The sequence below is a fragment of the Bradyrhizobium sp. CSA112 genome (assembly GCF_029051645.1).
Lineage (GTDB): Bacteria > Pseudomonadota > Alphaproteobacteria > Rhizobiales > Xanthobacteraceae > Bradyrhizobium.
Genome location: NZ_JAACFS010000003.1, coordinates 127008 through 153627, shown reverse-complemented (window position 1 = coordinate 153627; position 26620 = coordinate 127008). Strand labels below are relative to the sequence as shown.

12 protein-coding genes and 1 pseudogene are annotated in these 26620 nt (G+C 59.7%); 9 read left to right on the top strand and 4 right to left on the bottom strand.

Annotated features, from left to right (window positions below; all coding sequences use genetic code 11):
- Positions 1-126: 126 nt before the first annotated feature.
- Positions 127-1068: a GAF domain-containing protein gene (locus GWE18_RS08230; RefSeq protein WP_275185274.1), complete on the top strand. Its 942-nt coding sequence runs from the start codon at positions 127-129 to the stop codon at positions 1066-1068.
- Positions 1069-1112: 44 nt separating this feature from the next.
- Here the strand turns inward: GWE18_RS08230 and GWE18_RS08225 are convergent, their stop codons facing one another.
- Positions 1113-1985: an alpha/beta hydrolase gene (locus GWE18_RS08225; RefSeq protein ID WP_275185582.1), complete on the bottom strand. Its 873-nt coding sequence runs from the start codon at positions 1983-1985 to the stop codon at positions 1113-1115.
- A gap of 12 nt (positions 1986-1997) precedes the next feature.
- A pseudogene (locus tag GWE18_RS08220) lies at positions 1998-2266 on the bottom strand (epoxide hydrolase N-terminal domain-containing protein); the annotation flags it as partial.
- Between the two features lie 365 nt (positions 2267-2631).
- On the opposite strand from GWE18_RS08220, the gene GWE18_RS08215 reads away from it, so the two are divergent.
- The 5 genes from GWE18_RS08215 to GWE18_RS08195 all read left to right on the top strand — a co-directional run bounded on the left by GWE18_RS08215 (position 2632) and on the right by GWE18_RS08195 (position 9959).
- Entirely contained in the window at positions 2632-2862 is a 231-nt protein-coding gene (locus tag GWE18_RS08215; protein ID WP_275185273.1) for a hypothetical protein, read from the top strand.
- 455 nt (positions 2863-3317) lie between these two features.
- Complete coding sequence (locus tag GWE18_RS08210) at positions 3318-5012, top strand: TolC family outer membrane protein (protein WP_275185272.1); 1695 nt, start codon at positions 3318-3320, stop codon at positions 5010-5012.
- Positions 5013-5206: 194 nt separating this feature from the next.
- The gene (locus tag GWE18_RS08205; RefSeq protein ID WP_275185271.1) at positions 5207-7483 is read left to right on the top strand and encodes a type I secretion system permease/ATPase; all 2277 of its coding nucleotides are present in this window, start codon (positions 5207-5209) and stop codon (positions 7481-7483) included.
- Positions 7470-8723 (top strand): HlyD family type I secretion periplasmic adaptor subunit, encoded by a 1254-nt coding sequence (locus GWE18_RS08200; protein WP_275185270.1) that lies wholly within the window; start codon positions 7470-7472, stop codon positions 8721-8723. The genes GWE18_RS08205 and GWE18_RS08200 overlap by 14 nt, the downstream gene beginning before the upstream one ends.
- A gap of 222 nt (positions 8724-8945) precedes the next feature.
- Complete coding sequence (locus GWE18_RS08195; RefSeq protein ID WP_275185269.1) at positions 8946-9959, top strand: transglutaminase-like cysteine peptidase; 1014 nt, start codon at positions 8946-8948, stop codon at positions 9957-9959.
- Positions 9960-10043: 84 nt separating this feature from the next.
- On the opposite strand, the gene GWE18_RS08190 is transcribed toward GWE18_RS08195, so the two are convergent.
- A complete protein-coding gene (locus GWE18_RS08190; RefSeq protein ID WP_275185268.1) occupies positions 10044-22178 on the bottom strand; it encodes a DUF5801 repeats-in-toxin domain-containing protein in 12135 nt (4044 codons plus the stop codon).
- 238 nt (positions 22179-22416) lie between these two features.
- On the opposite strand from GWE18_RS08190, the gene GWE18_RS08185 reads away from it, so the two are divergent.
- Together GWE18_RS08185 and GWE18_RS08180 are read left to right on the top strand one after the other, a co-directional pair.
- A complete protein-coding gene (locus tag GWE18_RS08185) occupies positions 22417-22842 on the top strand; it encodes a hypothetical protein (RefSeq protein WP_275185267.1) in 426 nt (141 codons plus the stop codon).
- 58 nt (positions 22843-22900) lie between these two features.
- Positions 22901-23284: a hypothetical protein gene (locus GWE18_RS08180; RefSeq protein WP_275185266.1), complete on the top strand. Its 384-nt coding sequence runs from the start codon at positions 22901-22903 to the stop codon at positions 23282-23284.
- Between the two features lie 849 nt (positions 23285-24133).
- On the opposite strand, the gene GWE18_RS08175 is transcribed toward GWE18_RS08180, so the two are convergent.
- A complete protein-coding gene (locus tag GWE18_RS08175; RefSeq protein WP_028350139.1) occupies positions 24134-24340 on the bottom strand; it encodes a hypothetical protein in 207 nt (68 codons plus the stop codon).
- Between the two features lie 389 nt (positions 24341-24729).
- Here GWE18_RS08175 and GWE18_RS08170 point away from each other — a divergent pair, with 389 nt between their 5' ends.
- Positions 24730-25980, top strand: a complete 1251-nt coding sequence (locus tag GWE18_RS08170) for a GTP-binding protein (protein WP_275185265.1) — start codon at positions 24730-24732, stop codon at positions 25978-25980.
- The last annotated feature ends 640 nt before the right edge of the window (positions 25981-26620 follow it).

The window sequence follows — 26620 nt, the reverse complement described above, 5'->3', positions numbered from 1 at the left end:
GCTCATCCGTCCGTCAGGCACGCCGGCTCCGCACGATCTTTGGGCGGAGCCTGCCTGTAATTTGTTCGCACATCCCGCCGCTAAATCGCCGATGCTAATGTCAGGCGTAGCGACAGGTGCGTCCCGATGAAGACGTTCATTCGAGTGGTTGAATTGTGGGTGCCCGACCGGACCCGCACCCGCCTGGAATTCGGCGGCTGTCTTTGCAGCGAAGAGTATTCGGAGTTCAAGGCCGTCAGCGAAAATGCGCTGTTCGCCTATGACGAAGGGCTGCCCGGCAAAGCCTGGGCCAGCGGCCATCCCGTCATCCTCACAAAATTTGCAAACTCCTACTTCAAGCGCACGGACGAAGCGATCGAAGCCGGATTGACCTGCGGCGTGGCGCTGCCGGTCTTTGCCGGCGAGTTCCTGATGGCCGTGATGGTGCTGTTCTGCGGTGACGACGAAAAGCACGTCGGCGCTATCGAACTCTGGCACAACGATCCCGAGAAGTCCCACGAGATGGGCCTGGTCGACGGCTATTACGGCACCGCCGACATGTTCGAGTTCAACTCCCGGCACACCAAGTTCCCGCGCGGGTTCGGCCTGCCCGGCCGCGCCTGGAAAGCCGGCACGCCGCTCATCATCAAGGATCTGCACAACGCCAGGAGTTTCCTGCGTTGGGAGGAAGCGAGCGAAATCGGCATCAATTGCGGCGTCGGCATTCCCTACGCGACGGCCCCGGATCAGACCTGGGTCATGACCTTCCTGTCCGCGCAGGCAACGCCGATCGCCAGACGTTTTGAAATCTGGGTGCCGAACCCGTCGCGAACGGAACTGGTATTTCAGTCCGGCGATTGCAGCAAGAATGCCGATCTGACCTCGCTTTATGCTGAAAACACGATACGCAAGGGCGAAGGCAGTATCGGCGGCGCCTGGTCGACGGGCATGCCCGCCATCAACGAGCATCTGAAGGTTGATGAATCGATCGCGGCGCAGCGGGCGCGCGCAGCCGGCATGAACCAGATCGTTGTGCTGCCAGTGATCGAAAACGCCCGGCTCAAGGCCGTGCTCGCCTGGTATCTCTGAAGACACTTCGAACGTTCGGCCCGCCCGGCGTGCGTGATAAGGCCCTATGCCGAAGCCTTTCGCAAGGTCCGGAAAAAATCCTGCACTTCCCGGACGAACAGATCCGGCTGCTCGAACGCCGCGAAGTGACCGCCCTTCGGCATTTCACTCCAGTGCTGGATATTCATGTAGCTCGCCTCCATCCACTTTCGAACCGGCGTGACGATCTCCCTGGGGAAGACGGTGACACCAGTCGGCACTGTCACCTTGTGAGCGGTGCGGCGCTTCGGCCCAAAGCTTTCCCAATAAAGACGCGCTGATGAGGCGGCGGTCGCCGTCAACCAATAGAGCATGACGTTGTCGAGCAGTTCATCGCGGCCAAGGATGTTCTCGGGGTGGCCATCACAATCGGTCCAGGCCCAGAATTTTTCCAAGATCCATGCGGCCTGCCCACTGGGCGAATCTGTCAAGGCGTAGCCGATTGTCTGCGGCCGGGTCGATTGCTGCTTGGAATAGCCGGAGTCCCAATCGGCGTAGTATTGAATTCCTTTCAATGCCCGTGCTTCCTCGGGCGTCGGCTGGCCCTCGACATTGGGCCGCGTCGACATCGCCAGCATGACGTGAATGCCGGCGCAATGCGCGAGATCCTGTGCACCGATCGCGGTGGTGATCGCCGATCCCCAGTCGCCACCCTGCGCGCCATAGCGTTGATATCCAAGACGCTCCATCAACGTCGCCCAGCTCGACGCAATGCGATCGATGCCCCAGCCGGTCGTCGTCGGCTTGGCCGAAAACCCAAACCCGGGCAGGGACGGGCAGACGACGTGAAACGCGTCGGCGGCGTTGCCGCCGTGCGCGGTCGGATCGGTCAACGGCTCGATCACCTTGTGAAATTCGACCACCGAGCCCGGCCAGCCATGCGTGATGACCAGCGGCATCGCTTCCGGGTGCGGCGAACGGAGGTGCAGGAAATGAATGTCGAGCCCGTCGATCTCGGTGGTGAACTGCGCAAAGCGATTGAGCCGCGCCTCGCGTCCACGCCAATCGTACTCTTCCGCCCAGTAGCGGCAAATGTCCCTGTCCATTTCAACGGCGCGCCCTGGCTCCAGTCGTCGACCAGTTCGGCTTCCGGCCAGCGCGTGTTGCGCAGCCGCGATTTGAGATCGTCGAGGACATCGTCGCCGATCGAAATGCGATAGGGTTTGATATCAGCGCTCATGGAGGCTCCAGCCCAGATGGATCACGGTCTCGCGCTCTCCAAGCTCATACTACTCGAAATAAGCGTGGTCGTGAGCGATTGCCTTTTGAGACCACAATCATGACTGCCCACCATTGGGAGTAATGATATTTGGCCGTCCGATCTGGAGCCGAGCGCGCAGCCGATGCCATGCCGCTATTCGAGCCGGGCGCATGGGGACCGCCCATAGAATGTCGCTGGCACGTCCCAATTTATCTCCAAGTGCGTCGCCCACCGGGCAGACGCAGGGTTCCTGTCAACTGATAGCGATTAAACAAATTAAATATTACTACTCGGCGGAAAATTAAATAAGATGACCTTGTCTAACTAACCAGTCGGAGGCAGTCATGGATGACCGCGAGCAAGAAGAGTTCGATGACCGCCGGAAATTTCTCATTTCGGCAGGCAGGTTTGCAGCCGTAACGCCTCCAGCGATTACGCTATTGCTGTCCACTTCTTTGACATCCGACGCAATCGCGGGTTCGGGCAACGGCCATGGCGGGCTGAAGGGTAACAACGGCTACGGTAACGGCCACCGCGACGGCAGCCCAAACGGCAAGGATGACAAGTACCGCTAGCGAGGGGGCGCGGGCATCGACCGCCGATATTAGCCCGCTCTTGAGCCAGCGTAGCTTCCAGGACCAGCCCCAAGCCCAGCCCGGAAGAAGGCGGCCCCAGTTTCTTTCCAGCAACTGGGGCCGTTTCGTCAAATGCCTGCGGCGGTTGGACGGCGGTAACCAGGGTTGAACCGTCTCATACTGGCGCAAGCAGCCGTGCGGCCGGGCCCGCTCCTTTGGCTACCGTTCAGAAGGGCGCAAGAAAGGGTACGGGTACGTTTATTCCCGTCGGTCCCGGTCTCATCAATGTGGATATTTAACGCAACTCACAGTTATTTAATGATGCCTTAAGTTGGGCGAACCTGTGGCTGAAATGTCATAGGGGAATCCGGTTCCGTTTGCTAGTTTGTGTCCAATTTAGCGCGATTGAAGCGTGATTTTACGGCAAGTTCTTTCAAGTTGGTGGGGCGGGGCAGATGAAATTGTTATTTTGTGCGGTCGCCAGCGTGCTTTTGGCGACGGCGGCGCCTGTGGTAGCGGAACCCTTTTCCATTAACGACGCATTGAAGCAAGCCACCCTGACGAATCCTGGCGTCGGTGAGGCATCTGCAAACCGGCGTGCAACAGAGTCAGAGCTCCGCCAGACGCAAAGCACGTTACTACCCCAGGTTCGAGTAGAAGCCCGCTACGGTCCTGAAAAATTCGACCAGAGCGCTGCTGTCGTGAGCGGCTCGGCGCAGCCCATTCCCGCCCCGGGCACCGGTACGTGGCGAAACGGAACCCAAGGGTCGGTTGTCGTACGACAGATCCTGTTTGACGGATTTGCCTCGATCCAGGACATCTGGCGGCAAACCGCCCGGGTTAACGCGGCCGCCTTCCGTGTCCGGGAACGAACGGAACTCATCGCGCTGGACGCAGCGGAAGCCTATGTCGATGTCGTCCGGTATATGAGGCTCGTTGAGCTCGGGCAGCAAAACGTCGCCAGTCACGAGCGGATATTCTCCAACGTGCAATCCCGCTTCTCGGGCGGGCGGGCCGGCGAAGGCGACCTTGAACAGGCGCGGGAGCGCGTCGAGAGCGCACGTGCGACGCTCGCGGAGTTTCGACGGAGTCTGGAGGAAGGCCGGGCCAAATACCGCAAGGTCGTGGGCCTGGAGGCCTACAATCTGCGCTTCCCGGCCCCGCTGGCCGGGTTGCCGGCAAACAGGGACGAAGCGCTGGCGATCGCGGTTCGCTTCAACCCGACGATCAGGGCCGCGCAGGCCGACGTCGACGCGGCCAAACACGCCTTCCGCGTCACGGACGGCGCCTTCGTGCCAAACGTTGCGCTCGAAGGCCGCGCGACCCACAGCGACAATACCTATCCGTATCTCGGCGTCACCCACGACGACTACAGCGGCAAGGTCGTGATGTCCTGGGATATTTTCCGCGGTGGCCAGGATGCGTGGCGCCGCACCGAGATGGCAGAGCGTCACACCGAAGCGACCATGCGTCATGCGCGGTTGCAGCGGGATGCGCTGGAATCCATCGACAAGGCTTGGGCCGCGCGGACAGTTACGGCGACCCGTGTCGCGGCCTTGACCCGTGAATTGCAGGCGGGTCGCAAGACGATCACAGCGTTCGACAAGGAATACGAACTCGGTCAACGCTCACTGATCGATTTGCTGAATGCGCAAAACCAGTATTTCAACGCCGCCGTCTCGCTGACCTCGGCGCGTGGCGTCATCGTCTTCGCCGACTATCAGATGCTGGCAGCGATGGGAACGCTGCTCGAATATCTCAAGGCTCCTCCTCCTGTGGATGCCGCGCCGGTCGATCTGGCGCCACTTGGCCTGCCCGCCTACAAGTTCCCGACGCCGCGCGTGACCTTGCCGCAGACCGGATCGGAGCCGCTGCGTGCTTCCGACGCGGCCATCGGTGTTTCCGCAGCGCCCCTGGCGTTTTCTGCGGCGGAACTGCGGGATGGCTTTAGCGATCGCTGGCCGCGCGGGGCAGTCGCAGCAAGGATGCTCGGAGCGCCGGAATGGTTCGCCCAGAAGTATGGCCGTAGCCCAAGCCAGGCGGTCGCCGCTCACGTCGACCCGACGACGCAGCTATCGATGTCGTATGCTTCGGCGTATGAGGCCAAGCCGTATTGGCTGCTGTCGGCCTTCCCCTCCGAGAAGAAGTAAACGACAGTTATCTGAGGTGAGTAGTTAATATAAGGCGCGGTTAATGGCGCCGGAAGTGTCTGCTAATTAACTGTCTGAAAGAATAGCCGAATCCAACCCATGGTTCGGAGGGCGATTTATTATATTCTGACGGCTTGTTAGCCGCGTCGGTTGCGCGGGTCTTATTTACTTTACTGATGATCAGAGGCACTAGGTTGTTCTCCCGGACCTCCAAACAGGCGCAAGCCCGGCCGGCCAAAGACGAAGCGGACGGGGTCGTTAGCGCCGCCGACGTCCATCAGCCACGTCAGGACCCCCTCGCAGCGTCTCTGACCTATCTGGCTGCCCATCATGGCCGAGCGGTAAGTCGCGAGGCGTTACTGGGCGGGCTGCCCATCCTTGATGGACGGCTGTCGGTCGCCCTCTATGACCGTGCCGCGAGGCGCGCCGGACTGGAAACGGAGGCGATCGAGCGGGACATCCTCGACATCCCCGCCATCGTTCTCCCTGCGGTCCTGATCATGAAGACCGGCAAGGCGCTGATCCTTCTGGGAATCGATCAGGCTAGCCAAAGCGCCAAGATCCTAGATCCGACGAACCAGCCTGCCGCGCCGCAGGTTCAGAGCATCAAAGCGCTTTATGCGGATTACACAGGCTACACCTTCCTGGTGAGAGCCGCGGCCGAGGCCAATGCACGAGCGGTTGCCGCAGGAGATCTTCCCCGCGGCCATTGGTTCTGGTCGGTCGTCAAGGTGCATTGGCGTAGCTACGGGCACGTCGCTCTCGCAGCCTTTCTGATCAACATGCTCGCGCTCGCGACGCCGCTGTTCACCATGAGCGTGTACGATAGAGTCATTCCGAACGGCGCGCTCCCTTCTCTGGTCGCGCTGGCGATCGGAATGGGTATTGCCATCGTTTTCGACTTCGTGCTGCGCACCGTGCGGAGCCGCATCATCGACATGACCGGAAAGACCGCAGACGTCGTTCTCGCCGCCAACATCTTCGAACACGTGATGGCGGTGAAGATGGCGCAGCGTCCAACCTCAGTCGGCATCATCGCCAATCAGCTTCGTGACTTCGATTCGGTTCGCGAGTTCTTCACGTCCGGCAGCGTGGTCTCCGCGACGGACCTCATTTTCGCCGTGCTCTTCATCGCCATCCTGTTCACGATTGCCGGTCCGCTGGCGTGGATTCCGCTCGTGATGCTGCCGATCATGATCGCGCTCGGATTTACGATGCAGCGTCCACTCGACCGCGCCATAAAACGAATGCAGGCCGAGTCGGCGGCACGCCATGGCGTGCTGGTGGAGTCCCTCGCGGGGATGGAAACGGTCCGTGCAACAGGCGCCGAGGCCCGGATGCAAACGGCCTGGGAACGGTCGGTCGCGGCAACCGCGCGGTCGGGAGAAGACGTCCATTTCTGGTCGTCGCTGACATTGACGAGCGCGAATGCGGCGCAACAGCTTACCAGCCTCCTTCTGCTCATCGTCGGCGCGTTTCTCATTCTCGACGGCAAGCTCAGCGTTGGCGCCCTCGTTGCTGCCAATATGCTGGCTGGCAGGGTTTTGGCGCCGATTGCCGGGATCGCGTCCGTGATCACACGCGGCACCCAGACATTGTCTGCGCTCAAGTCGATCGACCGCATCATGTCGCTGGAACGCGAGCGGTCTCCGCAGCGCGCCTATGTCGCCCGCAAGATCGAGCAGGGTCGCATCAGCTTCGAAAACGTCAGCTTCTCGTATCCGAACGCGCCCGGCAAAGCGCTCGACAAGATTTCCTTCAAGATCGAGGCCGGCGAGCGAATTGGAATTATCGGCCGTGTCGGCTCCGGCAAGACAACGGTCGGACGTCTCCTGCTCGGTTTCTACGAGGCGGAAGAAGGACGCATCCTCGTCGACGGCGTCGACTCCCGGCAATATGACCCGTCAGACCTGCGCGCCGGCATCGGATTCGCGATGCAGGACACCGACCTGTTCTTCGGAAAACTGCGCGACAACATTGCCCTGGGCAAGCCCGAGGCGACGGACGAAGAAGTGCTCGCTGCAGCACGGTTATCCGGCGTCGAGAGCTTTATCGCAGGCCATCCCATGGGATACGACATGCCGATTGCCGAGGGCGGCCGCAGTCTTTCGGGCGGGCAGAAACAGGCGATCGGGCTGGCGCGCGTGCTCATCAGGAAGCCTCGCGTGCTGTTCCTGGACGAACCCACCGCGCATTTTGATGTGCGCAGCGAAACTGAATTCCTGGAACGGCTCAAGGGCATGCGCGGAGAACAGATGACCATCATCATCTCCACCCATCGCCTCTCGCTTCTCGGAATGGTCGATCGTCTGCTGCTGTTTGACAATGGTCGGCTGGTTGCAGACGGACCACGGGACAAGGTCCTCGCTCTGCTGCAAGGCAAGCCTGCGGCAGCTCCGACCGAAACCGTGGCGCAACCCACTGTCGCGCCGCGCGCAACCCTGGTGCAAAGTCCCAATGCCGGCATCTGATTTTGCCTTCGCCAATGACATCCGTGCGGCAGCGGCGATGCGCACACCGCGAACCTCGCGCGTGCTCTTGCAGGCCTTCCTCGCCCTGCTCGTGACGTTTCTGGTCTGGGCGCATTTCGCGGTCCTCGAGGAAGTCAAACGAGGCAATGGCCGCGTCGTGCCTTCCCGCCAGACCCAGGTCGTCCAGACCCTTGAAGGCGGTATTGTCGGCGACATCCTCGTTCAGGAAGGCGCCATCGTTAATCAGGGCCAGTCGCTGATGCGAATCGACGACACCAAATTCGCGTCCGAGTTTGGTGAGATCAGGGAACGACGCGGTGCGATGGCGGCGCGCGTTGCACGACTGGAGGCAGAGGCACGCGGACGAAGCGAGATTACATTCCCCGAACAACTCGACCAAGTGGTTCCGGCGGCAGTCGCTACCGAGACCAGCGTCTTCAAGATGCGTGGACAAAAGTTGGCGCAGGATGTGGACGTCCTAAAGCAACAGGTAACCAGACTGACGGGCACGCTCAAGCTTCTGGAACGCGAACTCGAACTCACCCGCAAGCTCTATGAGCAGAAGGTCGTACCCGAGATCGAGATGCTGCGGCTCGACCGCCAGGCCACCGAAATGCGCGGGCAGCTCGCCGAGGCACAATCGAAGATCGCCAATACCCTTGCGTCCTTTCGATCGCAGGCAGACGAAGATCTGGCCAAATCAAAGGGAGATCTTGCGGTGCTCGATGAGAACATCAAATCCGCGCAAGATCGTGTGCGACGCACTGACCTGAAGGCCCCGGTGCATGGCATCGTCAATAAATTGAACGTGACGACGATCGGTGCGGTGGTTCAGCCCGGCGCCAATGTGATGGATATTATCCCACTGGATGACACGCTGCTGGTGGAAGGCCGCATACGGCCCCAGGATATCGCCTTCATCCGCCCCAATCAGGACGCGGTGGTAAAGCTCTCGGCCTATGACTCGTCGGTGTACGGCTCGTTAAAGGGCAAGGTGGAGCGGATAAGCGCCGATACTATCGTCGATGATAAGGCGGCCGACCGGTCGGAGCGCCAGGAAACCTTTTATCGCGTGATGGTTCGTACCGATAAAAACCATCTGGGCACGACCAAAAACTCTTTGCCGATCATCCCCGGTATGGTCGCCACGGTCGAGATCCTGACAGGCGAGAAATCCGTGCTCGATTACCTTCTCAAGCCGGCCCGCACCCTACGGGACGAGGCCATGCGCGAGCGGTGAGCATGTTACTTAACGGGACGTTACTCTCACCCGTTCAACTTTGAAGTGATTTTGAAGCGTCCGGAAAACCGGCGATTGACCGCCTTTTCCGACATTCCCCCTGTCCTTGCCTCCCCTTAACTCACCATAAGCAGCGAAGGCCGCAGTTTCCGTCCCGATAACAGATTGGGGCGGCCGATCGACGCAAAGACGTTGACTGACGCTCCTGACAAAGGGGACGTCATGACGCCGCGCGTAAAACAGCGGAGCCCACGCTCGCATGCGCTGGCCGCGGGGATCATTCTCGCGCTCGGTGTTGGCGCTGCATTCGGCGCATTAGCCGCCGAGGATACGTCGCTGGAAGAGGCCGGAGCAGATCTCGCGCCGGCCGGCGACCAGGCGCCGCCGGCGAAATTCTTCAGCATCAATGCCGTCCTTGCCAAGCATGATCGTCAGCGTGGTCGGAGCATCACCGATGCGGTCCGCCTCGCCGCCCTCACCCCTTCTAACACGGCAACGGATGCGCCGCCTGCGCTTAGGGAAGCACCCGCGATAGGTGCCGAACCGTTCGGATTGTTCACGTTCCGCGCGCCCGACGGCCTCCTCTGGCGCAAATGGCGCGGCGTCGAAGCCGCCATGGTGAAGGAGCAGGCTATCCTCGATCATTGCCGGGCGGACGCCGGCAATTGTCCTGCCCACGCCGCCCAATTCCTTCGGCTCGTCAACGCGGTCGGGGCGAAGTTGGGACGCGACAAGCTTGATGAGGCCAACCGGGGCGTCAACGCCGCCGTCCGCTATGTTAGCGACCTCTTCCAGCACGGCGAGCCCGATCGATGGAGCACGCCGCTTGCGACGTTCGCCTCGACGAAAGGTGACTGCGAAGATTATGCGATCGCGAAATATGTCGTGCTGAGCGCCGCTGGCTTCCCCCGCAACGACCTGCAGCTCGTGCTGGTCCGTGACCGCATGGTTCGTCAGGACCATGCGGTGTTGGCGGCACGTGTAGACGGCCACTGGCTATTGCTGGACAACCGGTTCTCGATGTTGATGGCGGATTCCGAAGCCACGCGCTTCACGCCGCTGTTCGCCATCGATCATCAGGGCGTTCACCTCTTCGCCATCCCCTATGCGAAGCGACCGCTTGTCGGCAGCGACCTCGAGGCGGCGCCGGCCGCGGCCGTCAGCGGCAAGACCATTGGCGCCGGTGCGCCAGCCGATAGCGCATCCGCCCTGAACACCCTGCCCCTGCTGATGTAGCGCATACGCTCCGCGCCCATCGGAGCGGCAAGAAAAAAGCTCGCCGGACCGATCCGGCGGGCTTCTTCAATTCGGAGCGTCAGCTCAGAGACCGGGCTGCAGATGAGCCGTATCCACCGTCCCGCCGGCCTGAATGACGGCAAGAGCCATCTTCGCAGCCGCTGCCGAGGTGTCGCCGAAGGCGTCGTGCGTGAGCGGCTGGTCGACGGTAGTGAAATGCATCAACTCGCCCTCACCCGCTGGACCAGACGCCGGGAAGGTTAGTTCGCCATGATCCGGCCCGAAGCTGAGGATCTGATCCAACCCCTGCGGCAACTCGTGGTGGGCCGTATCGGCCGGAACAGATGCCCCGAGCGACGCATCGAGATCGACCTCCACGAAGGTACCTGTGGTGCCGTCCGCGTAAGTAAACGAGCCGACCCCCGCAATCGTCTGCCCGTCGATGGGAGCACCAGCCGTCGTTGCAAGATCGATGCTCTTGATGTCGAGATCGCTGAGCTTGATCAGTTCGCCGCCCTCGCTGACACCGTTGTGGTTGGCATCCCGCCAGACCACGAGATCGCCAAACGCCTGATCCCCGGTGTCGATCACGCCGTCATGGTTGCCGTCGAGGCTCGCCAGCGCGGCGATACCGTCGGCGAAGTGCCCGCCATTGAAGTTCGGCGTGAACAGCTCGTTGCCGCTTTCGATCCTGCCGGAGCCGTCGAGATCCAGCGCAAGAATGCCGTCCTGGCCATCGCCGGTCCAGGCAGTCTGGTCTTGTGCACCATCGCCATTGATGTCGAACTGGACCCCGTCGCTGATGGAGCTGAACGAAATGCCGTGAGCTCCGAGATCAAGAACGATAGGATCGACGCGCCCGTTCCCAATCAACGTCGCGAGGCTGGTCCCGCCACTCGTCAGCGTAACATTCTCCAGATCGACCAGGATATCGTTATTGTCGCTCTGGCTACCGGCCACCTGCTCGTAAACATAGGTGTGGTTGACGCCGTCGATCGTGGCCGTGAAAGCTACTGTAGCGCCGCCACTGCCCAAATCGTTTTGCCGTAGATAGTCGACTACAGCAGCGACATCCTGGATTGAATCAAGGGTAAGCGCACTACTGAAGGAGTCCGCATCATCAAACGTGATAATGCCGTTCGAAATGGCGTGCGATCTTACCTGATCTCCGCCGATCGTCAGGTCCGAGTTGGATCCATTCGTACCCACCGTATTCGACGCGGCAAAAGGCGTGCCGTTGAGCGTTAGCTTGTCGGCAGTAACATTGAAGTCCTTGATAATATCGTAGCCGGCAATCGTTCCGCCGTCTCCGCTGCCTCCGATCGCAACTGCAGATTCGCCACTAAAGATGCTAAACGTATCCCCGCTAGCACCACCAAACATGATGTCGCGACCGTCGCCACCATTAAGTGTATCGGCGAGACCGTTACCGATCAGAACGTCATTTCCGTTATCGCCGTTAAGCGCGTTGGAAGCTCCAGACCTACCGATCAAAATTTCATTGGCGTTACCACCGGTCAGGGTCGTTGTGCTCGTCGATCTGTTGTCGATCGTCACTGTGACAGCCGCCGCCGTGGCAGATCCATCAGTGGCCTTATAGGTGAACGAGCCGTTGTTCCCGCCGTTCAAGTTGCTCCCGTCATCCGTAAACGTGACGGACCCGCCATTGCCTGTCCCGGCCGCATGAGAGGTCGTACCGCTGGTGCCTGCACTGACCGCGGTGACATCCACTACGTTGTCCAGGTCGGTATCGTTGGCTACCAGCGCCCATTCCGGGATCACAGCGGCTGCATTGTTGCCGATATTGGTAATGACCGTATCTGCGGCAGCAGTCGGCGCATCGTTCACCGCGGTGATGTTGATCGTCGCGGTATCGGCGGCGGTCAGCGAGCCACCGCTGCCGGTGTCGCCTGTGTCATTGACCAGCAGCGTCAGCGTCGTATTCGCCGGCGGCGCATTCACATTGGCGTTGTAGACGATCGTGCCGCCACTTCCGACCCCTCCCCCATTTGTGTCGGTGCCGGCCAGCAGATTGTTGAGCTCCGCGAGCGTGCCGGTGACCGTGACTGAGGAAGTCCCATTGCCGGTGATGCTGTCGACGCCACTGTTACCGGCCCCCACGGTCAGGGTTCCAGTTCCGACCGACAAAGTCATGGAGATGACGTTGCTGCCCGCATCGATATCGCCCACCGAAAGGCCGGTGTTGTGGAGGTTCAGGTTCGTTTGCTCTGTTGCGCTGTAGGAAGCCAGCGTAATCGCCGCCGTCGGCGCGTCGTTCACCGAATTGACCGTGACCGATGCCGTATCGGTTGCGCTCGAGAACGCAGCGCTGCCGCCGTTGGTCGAGGTGTCCACCTTCGTGCCGGCGGTCCCGGTGCTCTCATCCCAAGCACGGAACGTGATGCCGTCCGTCACCGTGCCGTTGTAATCGGCTGACGGCTTGAAATACAGCCGGGTACCGGCATCTGCTGCAAGCAGCAGCGCGCTGGTGTTGTTGACCGCTCCCACCGCAGCCCAAGTGACTCCATTGTTGGTCGAGTAGTACCAGGTGCCGTTCGCACTGTTGGTAGCGGTAATGGCGATGCCGAGGCCGGGACCATCTGCATCCGTCACGTTGTCGAAGCCGCCGCCGCCGGCCGTATCGACCAGTGCGGAGACAAGCGTGCCTACGGCGCCGGACGGCGCTGGCGCATCTTCATTGACGGCCGCAATGACCGGTGAATCCGTGGCGTCGAGAACCGGCGCTCCGTTTACATTGTTGACGTTGATCGTCAGCGTCGAGCTGGCGGTATCGCCGTCATTGTCCGTCAAAGTGTAGGTGAAGGGACGGCCGAAATTGGATGTGATCGTGGACGGCGGCGTGTAGGCATAGGTGCCGTCATCCAGATCAATGACGAAACTCTCGCCGGCGCTGCCGGTGAACGTGATCGTCAACAGGTTGGAAGTGGCATTGAAAGTGGCGGTGTTCGACCCCGAACCCGACGTGGTGATCGCGTCGGCCACGGGGTTGTAGGTATAGGTCTTGCCGCCGATTTCGATCGACTTCACATAGCCGCCGTCAGCACCGAACGAAGTCGGAATACTGCCGTCGATCACCGAGCCGGTGATGGACGGATTGACCGTTCCCGCCAAGCTCGACTGGAGCTGGTTGAGGTCGGTGACGATCAGGGCATCCGTATCGGTGCCGGCGCCGGTGCCGTCATAGGCTAGCGGATCGAGGTAGGTGCTGGGCGCCGAGGAGCCCAGTCCGATTGCATAAGATACGATGTCGTTGGCGTTGACGAAGTTGACCCAATCCGTCAGTTCGTCGCCGGACACTTGTTCGCTGGTCGGGTCTGGTTGCCCGTCCGAAATGAAGTAGGAAACATTGCGCACACCTGATGTCGTCAGCTTGCCCGCATCGTCAAAGGCGTCGGGCGCAAGCGCCGTGGCATCGTCGTAGTCGGTGCCATCATTCGCCGTCAGGCCATCGATGCAGGTCTTTGCATCCGCGACCGACAGCCACACGCTGCCCTGCTTTTGCGCGGAGTCGTTGAACTTGATGATCTGGACCCTGACGTCGCCGGCAGCGTCGTACTGGTCCAACAGTTCCATGGCGGCGGCCTTGAGCAGGTCGAGGCGCGTTGCGTAACCGGATACGCCTGAACTGAAGTCCATACTTCCGGAACGATCGAGGATCAGCAGGATGTTGGTGTCCGAGGATCCCTCGGTCACGGTCTTGACGATCGGCGCAGCGACCGGAATGTCGTCATCGATGGTGATCGTCAACGTGCCGGTAGCCTTGTCGGCGATAGGCAGCGTGGCGTCCTTGACCTGGTAGGTCAGGTTGACGGTCGCGTCGTTCTCGTTGTTGCCCGCATCATGGAGAACCGGCTTCAGCAGCGTGAACACATAGTTGCCGTTGCCATTGTCCGACCCGCCATCCACGACGACCGTGAAGATCGCGCCGCGCGTGGCAGACGATGCGGTCAGGGTATTGTTGGTGGCATTCCAGCTATACGTAACGCTCTCGGAACCAACCAGACCCGTCGTGCCATCCATCGGCGCGAAGTTGATCGGATCCGAGGCCGCCTTGCCGTCCGTGTTGTAGTTGTGCGGCAAGGTACCGCTGGCGCTGATGGCCTGCCCGGACAGGTCGTCAGCGAAGGCACTGCCCGCAATACCGTTCGGAAGACCTTCGTCGTCCACCGAAGCCGAGGTGTTTCCTGCGGTCGGCAACGAGTTCGTCTGGACGCTGCTAAGCGTGACGGTTGCCGTTGAGGTATCGCCGTCGCCGTCCTTGATCGTGTAGGTGAAGCTGTCAGCACCCGTGTAGCCGGCCTCCGGCGTGTAGGTGAAGGTGCCGTTGTTGTTGTATACGACGGTGCCGTGCGCGCCGTTTGTGACGGTAACCTGGCCGATGAGCGGCGAATTATCCGTATCGACCCCATCGGCGCCGAAGTCATCGTTGGCCAACAGGCCGGTCAAGAGCGTCGCACCGGTGATGGTCGTTGCCCAGATGTCATTGACCGCCGTCGGAACGTCGTCGACGATATTGATTTTGATCGTCGACGTAGCAGTTTCGCCGTCGCTGTCCGTAGCTACGACGCTCACGTTTTCGGGCAGGCCATTGTTACCCTGCAGCGAAGCATGCTGCTCGTTGTCAACAAGCGTGTAGCTGTAGCTTACGGTGGTGCCGTCGAACGCGGTTACTGCAAAAATATTCCCGTTTGCTGTCGTAAACGAAGTGGCGGCAAAAACTCCGTTCGTGACGATACCGTGACCGTCAATCGTCAGGCTGTTGAGCCCGTCGGCCGCCGCAATAGTAAATGTTCCGTTCTGCGTGAGGTTTCCGGAGTCCGGGCTCGAGCCGGCCGACTCGCCTACGCCACGGCTCGCCAGCAGATCGTTTTCATGGACGGTGATATCGCCGTCTTCGCGGTTGATCCCCGAAATCGTGACGCCGTGATCGGAAATGCCGATCGTCAACGTCGCGGTCGAGACATCCCCGTCGCCGTCGGTCAGCGCATACGTAAAGACGTCGCTGGCAACAACCGGCGACCCGTCGAAACGAGTATAGGTGTAGTCGCCGTTCTCGTTGAGAACGAGCGTGCCGTACTGGCCGATGACCTGGAAGTTTTGCGAGCCGTCCGGCGTCGTGACAGTGGTGACGCCAACGACGCCGATAACTTTCGCGCCGTCTGCGCCAAGCACGTCTGCGCCGAAATTGGTCGTGCCTACCCCGGTTATGACGTTGCCCGTAGCACTTGAATTGTCGGCGAATGTAAAATCGTCGAAGCCAAAGTAACCGGGGCCGTCGACAACGATCTTGTCGACGCTGCCCAGAACGGAGAGACTCACATATGTCGGCCCACCGGCTGCGCCCTGATGGATCTCCTGCGAAAAGCTGCTGACTTGAACGCCGTTCACATAACCATAGACCGTAATGGTCATCGGTTCGGAACCGTTCGAGGAGAACCATGCTCCAAGCGCCGTGAACTTGCTGCCATCGGTATGCGTGATGGTAATCGGGTCGCCCGCCGTTCCGGTGTAGCCCTCTCTCTCCAGGCCATCCCTTTCCCCGATGAAGACAAGATTGCTGCCCGAGTGAGGCGCATAGTTCGCGAAAGGTCCGGAGCCCGGAGGATTGTAAATACCCGCCTGAATAAAATTGAAGCCGTGATAGGGCGACGCAATCGGCGTCTCGCCATTCTCGGCAAGCACGACGTCATCGAAACTCAGGGTCTGCACGGCAGTTGAAACGGAATCGGAGTCCGCGTTCGCCGACGGCACGTCGTCATCGACGCCGATCGTGAAGCTGCCGTTCACCGCATCACCGTCGGAATCGGTGGCGGTATAGTTGAACATCAGGCGGATGTCGTTCTCGTTGTTGCCCGTAGCGTGGTCGAGTTGATCCTTCAGCACGATGCGGAAAGCACCGGTGCCTTCATCGGACAACGATACTTCAATGATGGTGCGTCCGCCGGCGACGCCAGTCAGGATGGTGCCATCGGCATTGGTCGAGAAGACCACCGCCTCGCCCATCGAGGTGAGCGCGGACACGCCCGACACGCCGACGCTCGCATTGGCGAACGTCAGGCTGCGATCGCCGACACCATCCGGATGATCCTGGGTCAGCGTGCCGAACGAACCCGAATTGATGTCCACGCCGCTATCGAGGTTATCGGCACCCCACTTGACGTTGAGGTAACCCGTCGACGTCGTCTCATTGGCGTCGCCATCCGTGTCGGCAACGTAATTGTCGCCCGCTTGAGTGTCGTGGCTACCGAACGCGAGCGGCCCCGTCAGACCGTCCTCGTCGACGAAGGTCACGGGAACGAGGCTGACATTGTCGATATAGGCGCCGAGCGAATTCTCCTGCCCGGCCCCTTGGAAGCCAAGCACATCGCCCGCGCCGGTCCCGATCACGCTGACGGTGATCAGTTGCCAGACACCCGCCGTCATGCCCGTCGAGTCGATGGATTTCACCACCTGCCCGTTCCACAACACGTTCAGGCTACCGCTGTCGGCGTTACCCTCCTTGGGACGCGGCGAATAGTAGAACGTCAGTTCATAGGCCTCACCGGCATGCGTACCGGCGATCACCTGCTGAATGATCGTGTTGGTGTGGCCGGAGTCGTTGTAGTGGTCACCGCCGGACAGATTCCCGCTGCTGAGATCGGAATCGAGCTCGATCAGCGCGTTGCCGTCCTGTGCGAACACGCCGCCGACATTGCCGGTCTGCACTTCGAACGGCACATCACCGTGTGGGCCCGAGGTGCCGATGTCCACCGAGTTCCACCCGTCAACACTATGGTAGATCGACCATTGGTCATTGCCGAGATCGTGACCCTGCTCGAAGCTGCCGTTGACTACCAGGTTGTTTGGCGCGACCGTCGACCCCATGATCGGCATATCGTCGTCGATCGAGATCGCCAGCGTGCCAGTCGCCGAGTCCCCGTCCCGATCGGTGACCGTGTAGGTCAGATCGATGTTTATGTTATCTTCATAAGCCGTCTGCGATCCGGCGACGTTGGGATCATCGTGGACGGGATGATCGACCTGGCCAAGCAGCGAGAAGCTATAGGCGCCAGTGGCGGCATTGGTAACCTGGATCTTGAACGCTGCCGTAGCGGTCGCGTGCGCGAGCGTATCTGCCAACGTCGATGCATAGAGCGTGTTGGAGGCGCTATCCCAATAGTAGTGAAGCGCCGCATTGCCAGTCGTGACGGCGTGGGCAGCCGTATCGACCACCGCAGCTCCATGCAGCGAAGCGAATCCAACCGAGGCTGGCTCATCCGCGCCGACCGAGAAATTCAAGGTGCCGGTAACGGGGGAGAGCGATGCGGCATCATCGCCCGCAGCAATCGTATCGTGGTTGCCCGCGGTCAGGTCGTCTTCGTCGACCGATACTATCGCGTTCGATTTCGCAACGGGAATATCGTCCCGGATCTGGATCGTAAACGCACCGGTCGCCAGCCTGACCGTGTCGCCATCGCCGTCGGTAGCAATGACGTATTCGGACAGATCAAGCGCCGTCGTCAGCAGGTTTTCGGTGTTGTCACCGTTTTGGCCGTTCAGCGACGGATGATCGATCTGGTCCTTGAGCGTGAAGACATAGGAACCGTTGGACCCAACCGTGAGCGTGAAGACCTCGCGATCAGTGCCGGCCTGGTAAGCGGAATTCCCGCCCTGATCGACGTAACCGCGCAGCGTATTGCCGTCGGATACGATCCGTATGTCGCCACCCTTGGACTCCAGGCCGGTGTTGATCGGGGTGTTCTGAACGACGAGATCGAATGCCGTTGAAGCCGGACCATCCGCACCGAAATTGACCAGCGCATTCAGCGCGCCCGCGGCAATGGCCGAACCCGTGCCGGTGGTCTCGCCAGTACGATTTGTATCGAGATTGCCCGTGGGCAATCCGTCTTCATCCACGGCAACCGAGATCGTGGCCCCGGTGATTGTCGGGCCGTCATCCTCAAAACGGATCTTGCCGGAAATATCCGCCGAATCCCTCGCGGGGTCGCCGTCACCATCGGTGACCGTAACCGTGGCAAAAACCTTATTGCTTGCGATCGCAACATACTCGTCCGCGTCGACCGTATTATTGTGTTCCAGCGAGACGTACTGGACTACTGAAACCTTGCCGGTGACCGGATCGATCGCGATCGCAAACGCCGCCGGGTCGCTTCCGGTGTTGGTCGTGCTCGATCCAGAGTCCGGACCGTCATAGCGGCCTACGATCAGATCGCCTTCCTTGAACAGGTAGATGTCCTTGCCATCGGTCGTTTCGAGGCCGGAATTGGTGCCGTTTCCGCCGTTTAAGGTGAGCGAAAACACCTTGGAATTGGAGCTCGCCGCACCGTCGGCGCCGAAATTGGTCGAAACCGCCAGCGCCGCGCCCTCACTCTGCGCAAACCCGATCGCGCCATCGACTTTTTGGGCGTTCGCAAGATGCGGATCCGGGCCCTTGTGGTGAACATTGGCGAACAAATCCCTGACCGCCTGCACCGTCGTATCGTCGTCGGATGACTGAACGTCCGGCGTCTCGTCATGAATAACGGAGAAGCCGCTCGCGGCATGTACTTCGACCGACGGACCGTCATCGAGGAAGGTGATCAGCTTGCCGATATTGACCGAGTCGGACGACTTGTCGCCGTCGGAATCGGTGACGGTAAGCGTCGCAATGATCTTGCCGTTCAGATTCTGCTGGACCGTAAGCGGGTCGTCGGGCGACGCGTCGTTCCAATTGTTGCCGTTGTCGTTGGTTTCGTTGAAGTCGCCGCGGTCGTCATGCTTGATCGAGAGATATTGAGCGACGCTGACTCTGCCGTCGGAAGCGATGGCAATCGCGAACGCAACCTTGCCGTTGAAGGCGCTGTTGACGTCGGAAACCGTGCCAAGGATCAGGCCGTCGGCATTGACGGAAAGGACGATCTTGCCACCGTCGGTCACGCACAGGCCGGAATCCGTTCCGTTGCCGCCTGCCACACTCAATGAGAACGTGTGCGGATAAGGCGGATAGTCGGCGCCGATAGTCGAATCGTCAATAACAACCGCGAAATCCGACCGCGCGTAGGCGATTGCGCCGTTGCCCGAATTGCCACCATTGTTGTCGCCCGGCACGTCCGGATCGTCGCCGACGACACCCGTGGCTTCGAGCTGGGCGAACAGATTCCTGACGCTGCTTGCCGTCGTATCGTCCGCCTGGTTGCCTGGAGTTTCGTCGACGGAGACCGAACCCCAACCGGGATCGATATCGGCATGCGGAACGTCATCGGTCACGTTGATCGTGAACTTGCCGGTCAAGGAGATGGTATCACCATCCTTGTCTGTGAGCGTGACGATGGAGCCAAGGTCGATGTTGGGAATCGAGTGCTGGATGCCACTATCAAGTGGGCCGGAGAGCAGATCACTGTCCTGGCCGCTGCCCTCCGTATGAATTAATTCGTCATACAAGCGAAATTCGTACGCCCCGGTCTCGGTATTCAACGTCAGCGAGAAGACCGGGTTGCCATTCGGACTTGGCTCGTTGCCCGTGATGATGATTTCATGGGAGCCAACTGGACCGTCTGAAATCGTGTAGGTCAGAAGCTTGCCGTTCTCGCCATCGCCTTGGGCGCTCTGCTTGGAATAGAGTCCAAGCGCGGTCAGCTTCGCAATGGCGTCGGACGAAAAGCCGAACGTGCCGGTCTCGTCGGCGCCGACCGAAACCAGGCCCGCCAACGTGCCCGACACGATCGCAGCGCCAGTAGAATCTTCGGTGGTGGAGCCGTCGGCGCTGCCGTCGTTCGGGCGGGTGCCCTGCGACCATGCCGTGAGGATGTCGTCCTCATCGATCGTGCGGGCAATGGAGGCGCCGGTCAGGACGGGGATATCGTCCTGAATCTCGATCTTGAACGTTCCTTCGCCGAGATTGATGTGGTCGCCGTCACCGTCGGTGGCAACGATAAAGGCCGAAAGATCGAGCGATGTGGTGAGGATGTTTTCGCCGTTGTCGCCCTCGGCATTATTCAGCGTCGGGTGATCGATCTGGTCCTGCAGCGTGAAGATGTAGGAGCCATCCGCTCCGACCGTTAGCGTAAAGACTTCGCGATCGCCGCCCGAGAAGCCCGATCCGACAACGCCGGTTTCGACATAGCCATGCAGCGTCGTGCCATCGGACACGATCAGCACATGAGCGCCCTGCGACGTCAGGCCGGAATCGACCGGCGTGTTCTGAACAGCCACCTTGAATCCTGTCGCCGCGGGTCCATCGGTGCCGAAATCGACCAGCGAGGCCAGCGAACCGGTAGCAACCGCCGAACCCGTTCCCGCCAGTTCTCCCGTGCGTCCGGCGTCGGCGTTGTGAACTGCCAGTCCGTCTTCGTCGACGGTGCCGATCACGCTACCCTCGCCGATCAGCACCGGACCATCGTCCTGGAAGACGATGCTGGACGTTTCACCGCCGGCGATCTGGATCGTCGCGGAAGATGTCGCGGTGTCGCTGTCGACGTCGGTGATAGTCGCCGTCAGCGTAACGCCAAGGCTTGCAAATACAACCTCGCCCTCATCCTGGTTGGAACTGAGCAGCGTGAGCGCCTTGCTAGAATCGAAGTTGTTGCCGTCCTGTCCATGGTCGATTGCCATGTATTGGTCGATCACGAGTTGACCGCCCGACAGGCTGCCTGCGTTGACGAGCGTGATGCGGATCGCGATCGGACCATTGGGATCGTTGCCGACACGACCCACGATCTCTGTGTCACTGACCTTGAACAGATAGATGGTGTCGTCACCGTACAGGCCGCTGGGATCGGTCACCTTCAGTGTGCTGGCGACGCTGCCAGACGGACCGGAGCCCCCCGTTAGCGAGAAGCTGTACTGATAGGTGGTCGACTTCTCGCCGTCAGTTCTGGGATCCTTGACCACGTTGAACAGCGCCTGCAGGGCGCCCTGTCCCTGCTCTTCGCCGCCGACGGCCGTCTTCACTTCGCCGATCGGAACGGAGCCGGTCGGATCCGGCATTGTCGAGCCGGTATCATCAAGCGGTCCCGGGAAGCCGTCGGGATTGGGATCAAAGCCGATCGATTCATCGAGCGATAAAGTCGCCAGCTGCGCAGAGCCTTCGACTGGCTCGACCACCGATACGGAAATGGCCGGACCGTCATCGTCGAATGCGACGCCGACGGAATCTGCCGATACGTGCGTAACGACCACGCCGAGCGCATCGGTGACGACTTGCTGAACGAAAACAACGTCCGCGAGTTCGATCCGATCATTCGGATCGAGCGTGTTGCTGTGCTGAACGGCCTCATATTGTGCGACGCTCAGCTTGAGGGAGACGGGATCCAGATAGAGCGCAAACGCGATTGCACCGCCGGCGTTGGGGGTCGTGCCGTTCCCTTCACGCGCAACAATGAGATTTCCTTCCGTGAACAGGAAGATCTCATTCCTGGTTGCGGTCGCTTTCAATCCGGTATCGACTCCGACAAATGCGGCGCCGGTCGACGTGGTCAGCACATAGGCCACGGTACCGGGACCATTGGTGCCGAAGTTGACGTTCGCCGCGGCGATTTCGGACACGGCGCTCTGCGCCCACCCAATCAGTCCGGCCTGCTGGAAGACGGCCGGCAGGAGTGGATTGGCTTGATCATCTGCGGTGAGTTGTACACCGAGCGTCTCGTCATGAACCGTCAAGACGCCCGCGAGCGTGAAGCTGCCCGAGGGCGCGACGTTCGGGGTGCCGTTGAAAGTGTCGGGAGTAAGGGAGAAAGTGCCGAGCGACTCCTGTCCGAGCAGGTCGAGCGGATTGCCCGTTGCCAGCGGATCGACGGAGCTATTGCTGAAGTTCGCGCCGCTGGCTTGGGCATTGCCGCCGCCCTCGCCGGCCGCCGGCAAAATCGACTGGTCCGTGGTGATCGGAAACAGGTTTGCGAATTCGCTGACCGAAACGTCGCGCCCCGGCGCCACTTCGATAGTCAGGTTCTTCAGGGCATCATGCCTTGAATCGAAAAACGGCTCGACTGTCACGGTCGACTTGTTGTCGAACAGAATGATCAACCTGTCGCCGACATGGACGAGCGTGATCTTCTCATTCGCGATCCCGGAAAAATCGACCTTGACCTTCTGGTCGTATCCGAGATTGACGACCACCGCCTGGTCGCCCATCGGCTTCGTCAGCTTGAAAATTCGGGGAGGGGCGGAACTGTTGGCGGGGGTGGAACCGGAAAGCTGAGCGACCTGAAATTGCGCGTTCATTAGTCTAAGTACTCCGCCAAAAAAATGCGTTTAATTCAAGTTTGCAAAAAATATTCCAAACTTTTGACGTATTAAGCTATTGTTAACCGTTGCTAGGGTCAACAAAATCAATTGGTTAACCTCCGCTTTTTGCCTCGCTGTGGTAAACTTGAAATGGCGGCCATCGCCTTGAAAATGGCTTTGAAATGAGCGGCTTGCCTCGAACTGACCAACATTGGCGGCCGAACGAGGACATCAGATGAAGGTTTTATTGCTCACCGGCGCCCTGTTTTTCGCCGGCCTGGCAGGCTGCGCCTCGGCCCAGGAGCAGTCCCGGACGGTCGAGCGAACGGTCAAAAGCGTGCCGAACAGGGACACCCGGATCGGGGTCTACCTCAACGTGCAACCCGATTGCACATCCGGGCCACTGCCAACGATTCGACTGGTCAGCCCGCCCGCCTCCGGCAAGGTTGTCGTCAAGAACGCGAAGGTCAAGGCTACCAACTACAAGGCCTGCCTTGCGCTGGAAGTGCCGGCTTATGTCGCGTTCTACAAGTCGCCTGCGGATTTCCTCGGTAATGACGTGTTGACGATCGAGGTCGAGGGCCGGCGTCGATCCAGGTTGACAGCAGCAACCACCGCCAAAGACACGGTCCTGCCGGTGCACAACGGATTATCAGTTTGACGGTACGACTGATTCTTGCTCTGTTGACTGCATTCTCTTTTTTTACTCGGGGGCAGCCATGCGCGCCGCAGTGGGCAAATTCGTTTTGATCACAGCTTCATTGGGATTCACCGCATGGGCAAGCGCGCATCCGGCCGGCGCAGCTGACCTCGGTTTGATAACCGCTGGGCCCGGCTCAATAGGTAATTGCTCCGAAATCGTTTTCACTTGCGAGAATGGCAGGCAGTATCCGCTCTGCCCGATTGCAACGAGCGTCGTCGGTGAAGTCGTTACCGCATCGCTGCACACGGGCCACCGCGGGGGCATTCACGTTCGGTTGGTCCCGATGGGCGTCGGCTACCGATATGCCGGGCGCGGAGTATGGCTGGACGGCTTCCGCGAAAACGCGCTGCTCAACTTCGGAAAGCACAGTCAGGTCGCATGCACGATCCAGCGCTCCTGATCACGCGCTGACTCCACGTAAAATCGGAGCCGAATAGGCCAGCCCTACCCCTTTGTGCGGACTACGACGTGCGAAGCGCGGGGGCGCATGTAGGCTTTGGGCTGGACATAGCGCGCACAGTGATCGTTCCACTGCTGCAACTGCCAATTCCACTTCAAGCATCCGGATTCCACTGCCGGATCATATCCCCAATCCAGCCGATAAGGCTCATCCCCGAAGGGATAGGGACTGCTGTAAGCGCTGCTGCTTGAAAGGACCACGAGCGAAATGGCTGCGCCAACAATTGCAAAGAGTATTTTTGTCATAAGAACCCCGATCTGGAGCGCACACGCCGAAGAGTGCCAAGTGGCTTCACGCTTATCAAGCTAATAGCAATGGTTTGACCGCTCATTCCAGCCGGTCCCGACGCAGCTATTATTCCTGCCTGATGGATTGGCACCCGCATAGTGTCTTCGCCCGACCAAGCGCCCAAGTCCTTTCAGCAACCGCCAAATGAGACGTTGGCGTCGCCAAAGCCGACTAGGCTTGCCCTTTGGAGGTCGCTAAGCGAAACGGTCAATGGGGCCGGTGCGAGAGCCGGCAGGGCGAGATTGCACCGTCCAGAGATCGGCCAGGCACATCAATAGCCGCACGTCGCGAGGCAAGTGCCCTGCCCTCCTTTGTCCTCGACGACGTCCTCGAGAAATACGCCATTGAATATCCCGGGAAGGCCGCAAGGACTCACTGTAAGTGTCGCTTCTCACAGTTGCGATGTAGGCCTTTCACGCCGTTTCCTGCTCGCGATGCACTGTGTCTCTTGCAAGCCAGTTTGCTAAAGCGCACGGTTTCGTCCATGAAAAAGGATAAGATCTACTGAGTAGCTCGAAACCGTCGATACCTGGTCGGGGCCGCCTCGGCCGGCACTCCGTTATCCCCCAAAATATCTGCGACCAGTTCATCCTTAACCACCTTCTCCATCACAGCCCGCACAAGTCGCGTGCGCGAGACGCCGCGCTGTTTTGCAGCCTCCTGGAGATATTCAACTTCTAAGGGGATAACGATATTCTTGATGGTCACAGCCAGTCCTCGATGCTCCTCTGCTCTACTGATCTGCTCTGCTGACCAGCAATCTTGGCAACAGTTGGAGAGGACGGAGGCAACCTTGCCTTTCTGCTTTGCGCTCCGCTCATGTGCATGGAAACATGCATAGCCGCAAGGATAGACGTTCGCTTGCAATTAGCTCCGCCCTGGCGGGCGCGAAACACTCCGCTGACCAAAATGGACTTACAGGGGGCATCGGATGTCGGCTTGTCGTTTAATTTGTGGGGAACGACTAAACTTTACATGAACCAGGGGGCCGTATTAAATGAATGCCGACATTTAATCGCGGAGCGAGCTGCGACTGTATTGAACTGCATCCCGCGCGAGGTTCTGTTCCGTCCGAAGGTCATAGGCTAGGAATACTTATGAAGGCGAGATCGAGCGAGATAGATCGGCTGCCCGTGACGGTGCTCAGCGGATTTTTGGGCGCAGGGAAGACAACGTTGCTTAATCGCGTACTGATGAATCGCGAAGGCCTACGCGTTGCGGTTATCGTCAATGACATGAGTCAGTTGAACATAGATGCAAACCTGGTCCGCAACGGTGGCGCCAACCTTTCACACACGACCGAGTCGCTCGTTGAACTCAGCAATGGTTGCATATGCTGCACATTGCGCGACGATCTCCTGGTGGAGGTCAGGCGATTGGCCGAACAACGGCGATTCGATTATCTTCTGATCGAAGGAACCGGGATTGCTGAACCTCTTCCCATTGCGGCAACGTTCTCATTTCGCGACGAAGCTGGCGTCTCCCTTTCCGATGTTGCGAGACTCGACACGATGGTCACCGTCGTGGATGCCTTGAGCCTGCTCGCCAACTATAGCAGTCGCGATCTGCTGCGCGACCGTGGCGAGTTGCGCGATACCTACGACCAGCGGACGCTCGTCGATCTTTTGGTTGAGCAAATCGAGTTTGCTGATGTGGTGGTAATCAACAAAGTGTCAGGAGCGACAGAGGCGACGCTTGCGGAAATCCGCAAGGTAATTGCCGGACTCAATCCCCGGGCGTGCCAATTCGAGACTGACTTCGGAGAAATTCCTCTCAAGGCGATTCTTGACACCGGCCTTTTCAACGAAGCGAAGGCTGCGACTCACCCGCTCTGGTATAAATTGCTATATAGCCCCGCTTCCCATGTGCCGGAGACCGAGGAGTACGGCATATCCAGCTTCGTTTACAGGGACAGGCGTCCCTTCGATCCCGTTAAGCTGTTGTCGTTTCTCAACAAGCCATGGCCGGGTGTGATACGCGCCAAAGGGCACTTCTGGCTCGCCACGCGTCCGGATTGGGTGGGTCTTCTCTCCGTTGCCGGTATGCAGCGTCGGTGCGAGCCCATGGGCTATTGGTGGGCGACAATCCCGAAGCCGAGTTGGCCAAGCAACCCTCAATTTCAAGAACAACTCAACAGCCGATGGGATGACGCTTGGGGTGACCGCCGTCAGGAACTCGTGTTCATCGGTTCAGACATGGACGAAGCGCAAATCCGAGCCTCGCTGGATGCCTGCCTTCTCCATTCGGAGAACGGGTTCGATCCGCAGAGGTGGCGTAATCTGAGCGACCCATTTCCACCGTGGCATTATCCTGATCACACCAACAATATCGGCGTGTCCCTTCGTTAGCTGGAGCTCGATGCTTGCCGGCGCGCGCGACGCCCGCGGCGAAGATGGCCGGCTTGACTGGCACCTCCACCGCAATGGCGACGGCTGCAATCCCTATTGTCACCGTCTAAACGCCCAGGTCTCGAGGGGGCGCCTGGATCACACTGCGACCATTTTCTTGGCAAGGTATTCAACTTGGCTCGCGGGACGCAGTCCTGCTCAATCATCATCCCCTTTCCCAAAGGCCTTTCCTTAGTTGCGGAAGGAAACCGTCGCGAGCAGACCCGACGCAAAAATGACCTCGGCAAAGCGTCTCCGGAGTGTTGTCGGAACCTCCGCGCTGGAGACCATCACAAATCTTGGGTTGTCGAACATCAATAAAACAATCAGAAATTGACGTTCCTCCCGACCAATCTGCTGGAAAACCAAAGCTATTTGCTGGTTGGGTCGGCTTAGATCGATATTTGATCGTCACCAAAACTTTGCTGCTCGACACAGAGAAAAATTTGATATTAAATATCTTTAAAGGGTTAATTTTTCATTTAAATTCAATGGAAATTAAACATTGCCGGTGCGGCCATGGTCTTAGCAACTACTGCGGATAGCGACGCGACCATGGCCAAGCGGCAGATCGAACGCGGTGACTTGTCGAACCAGCATG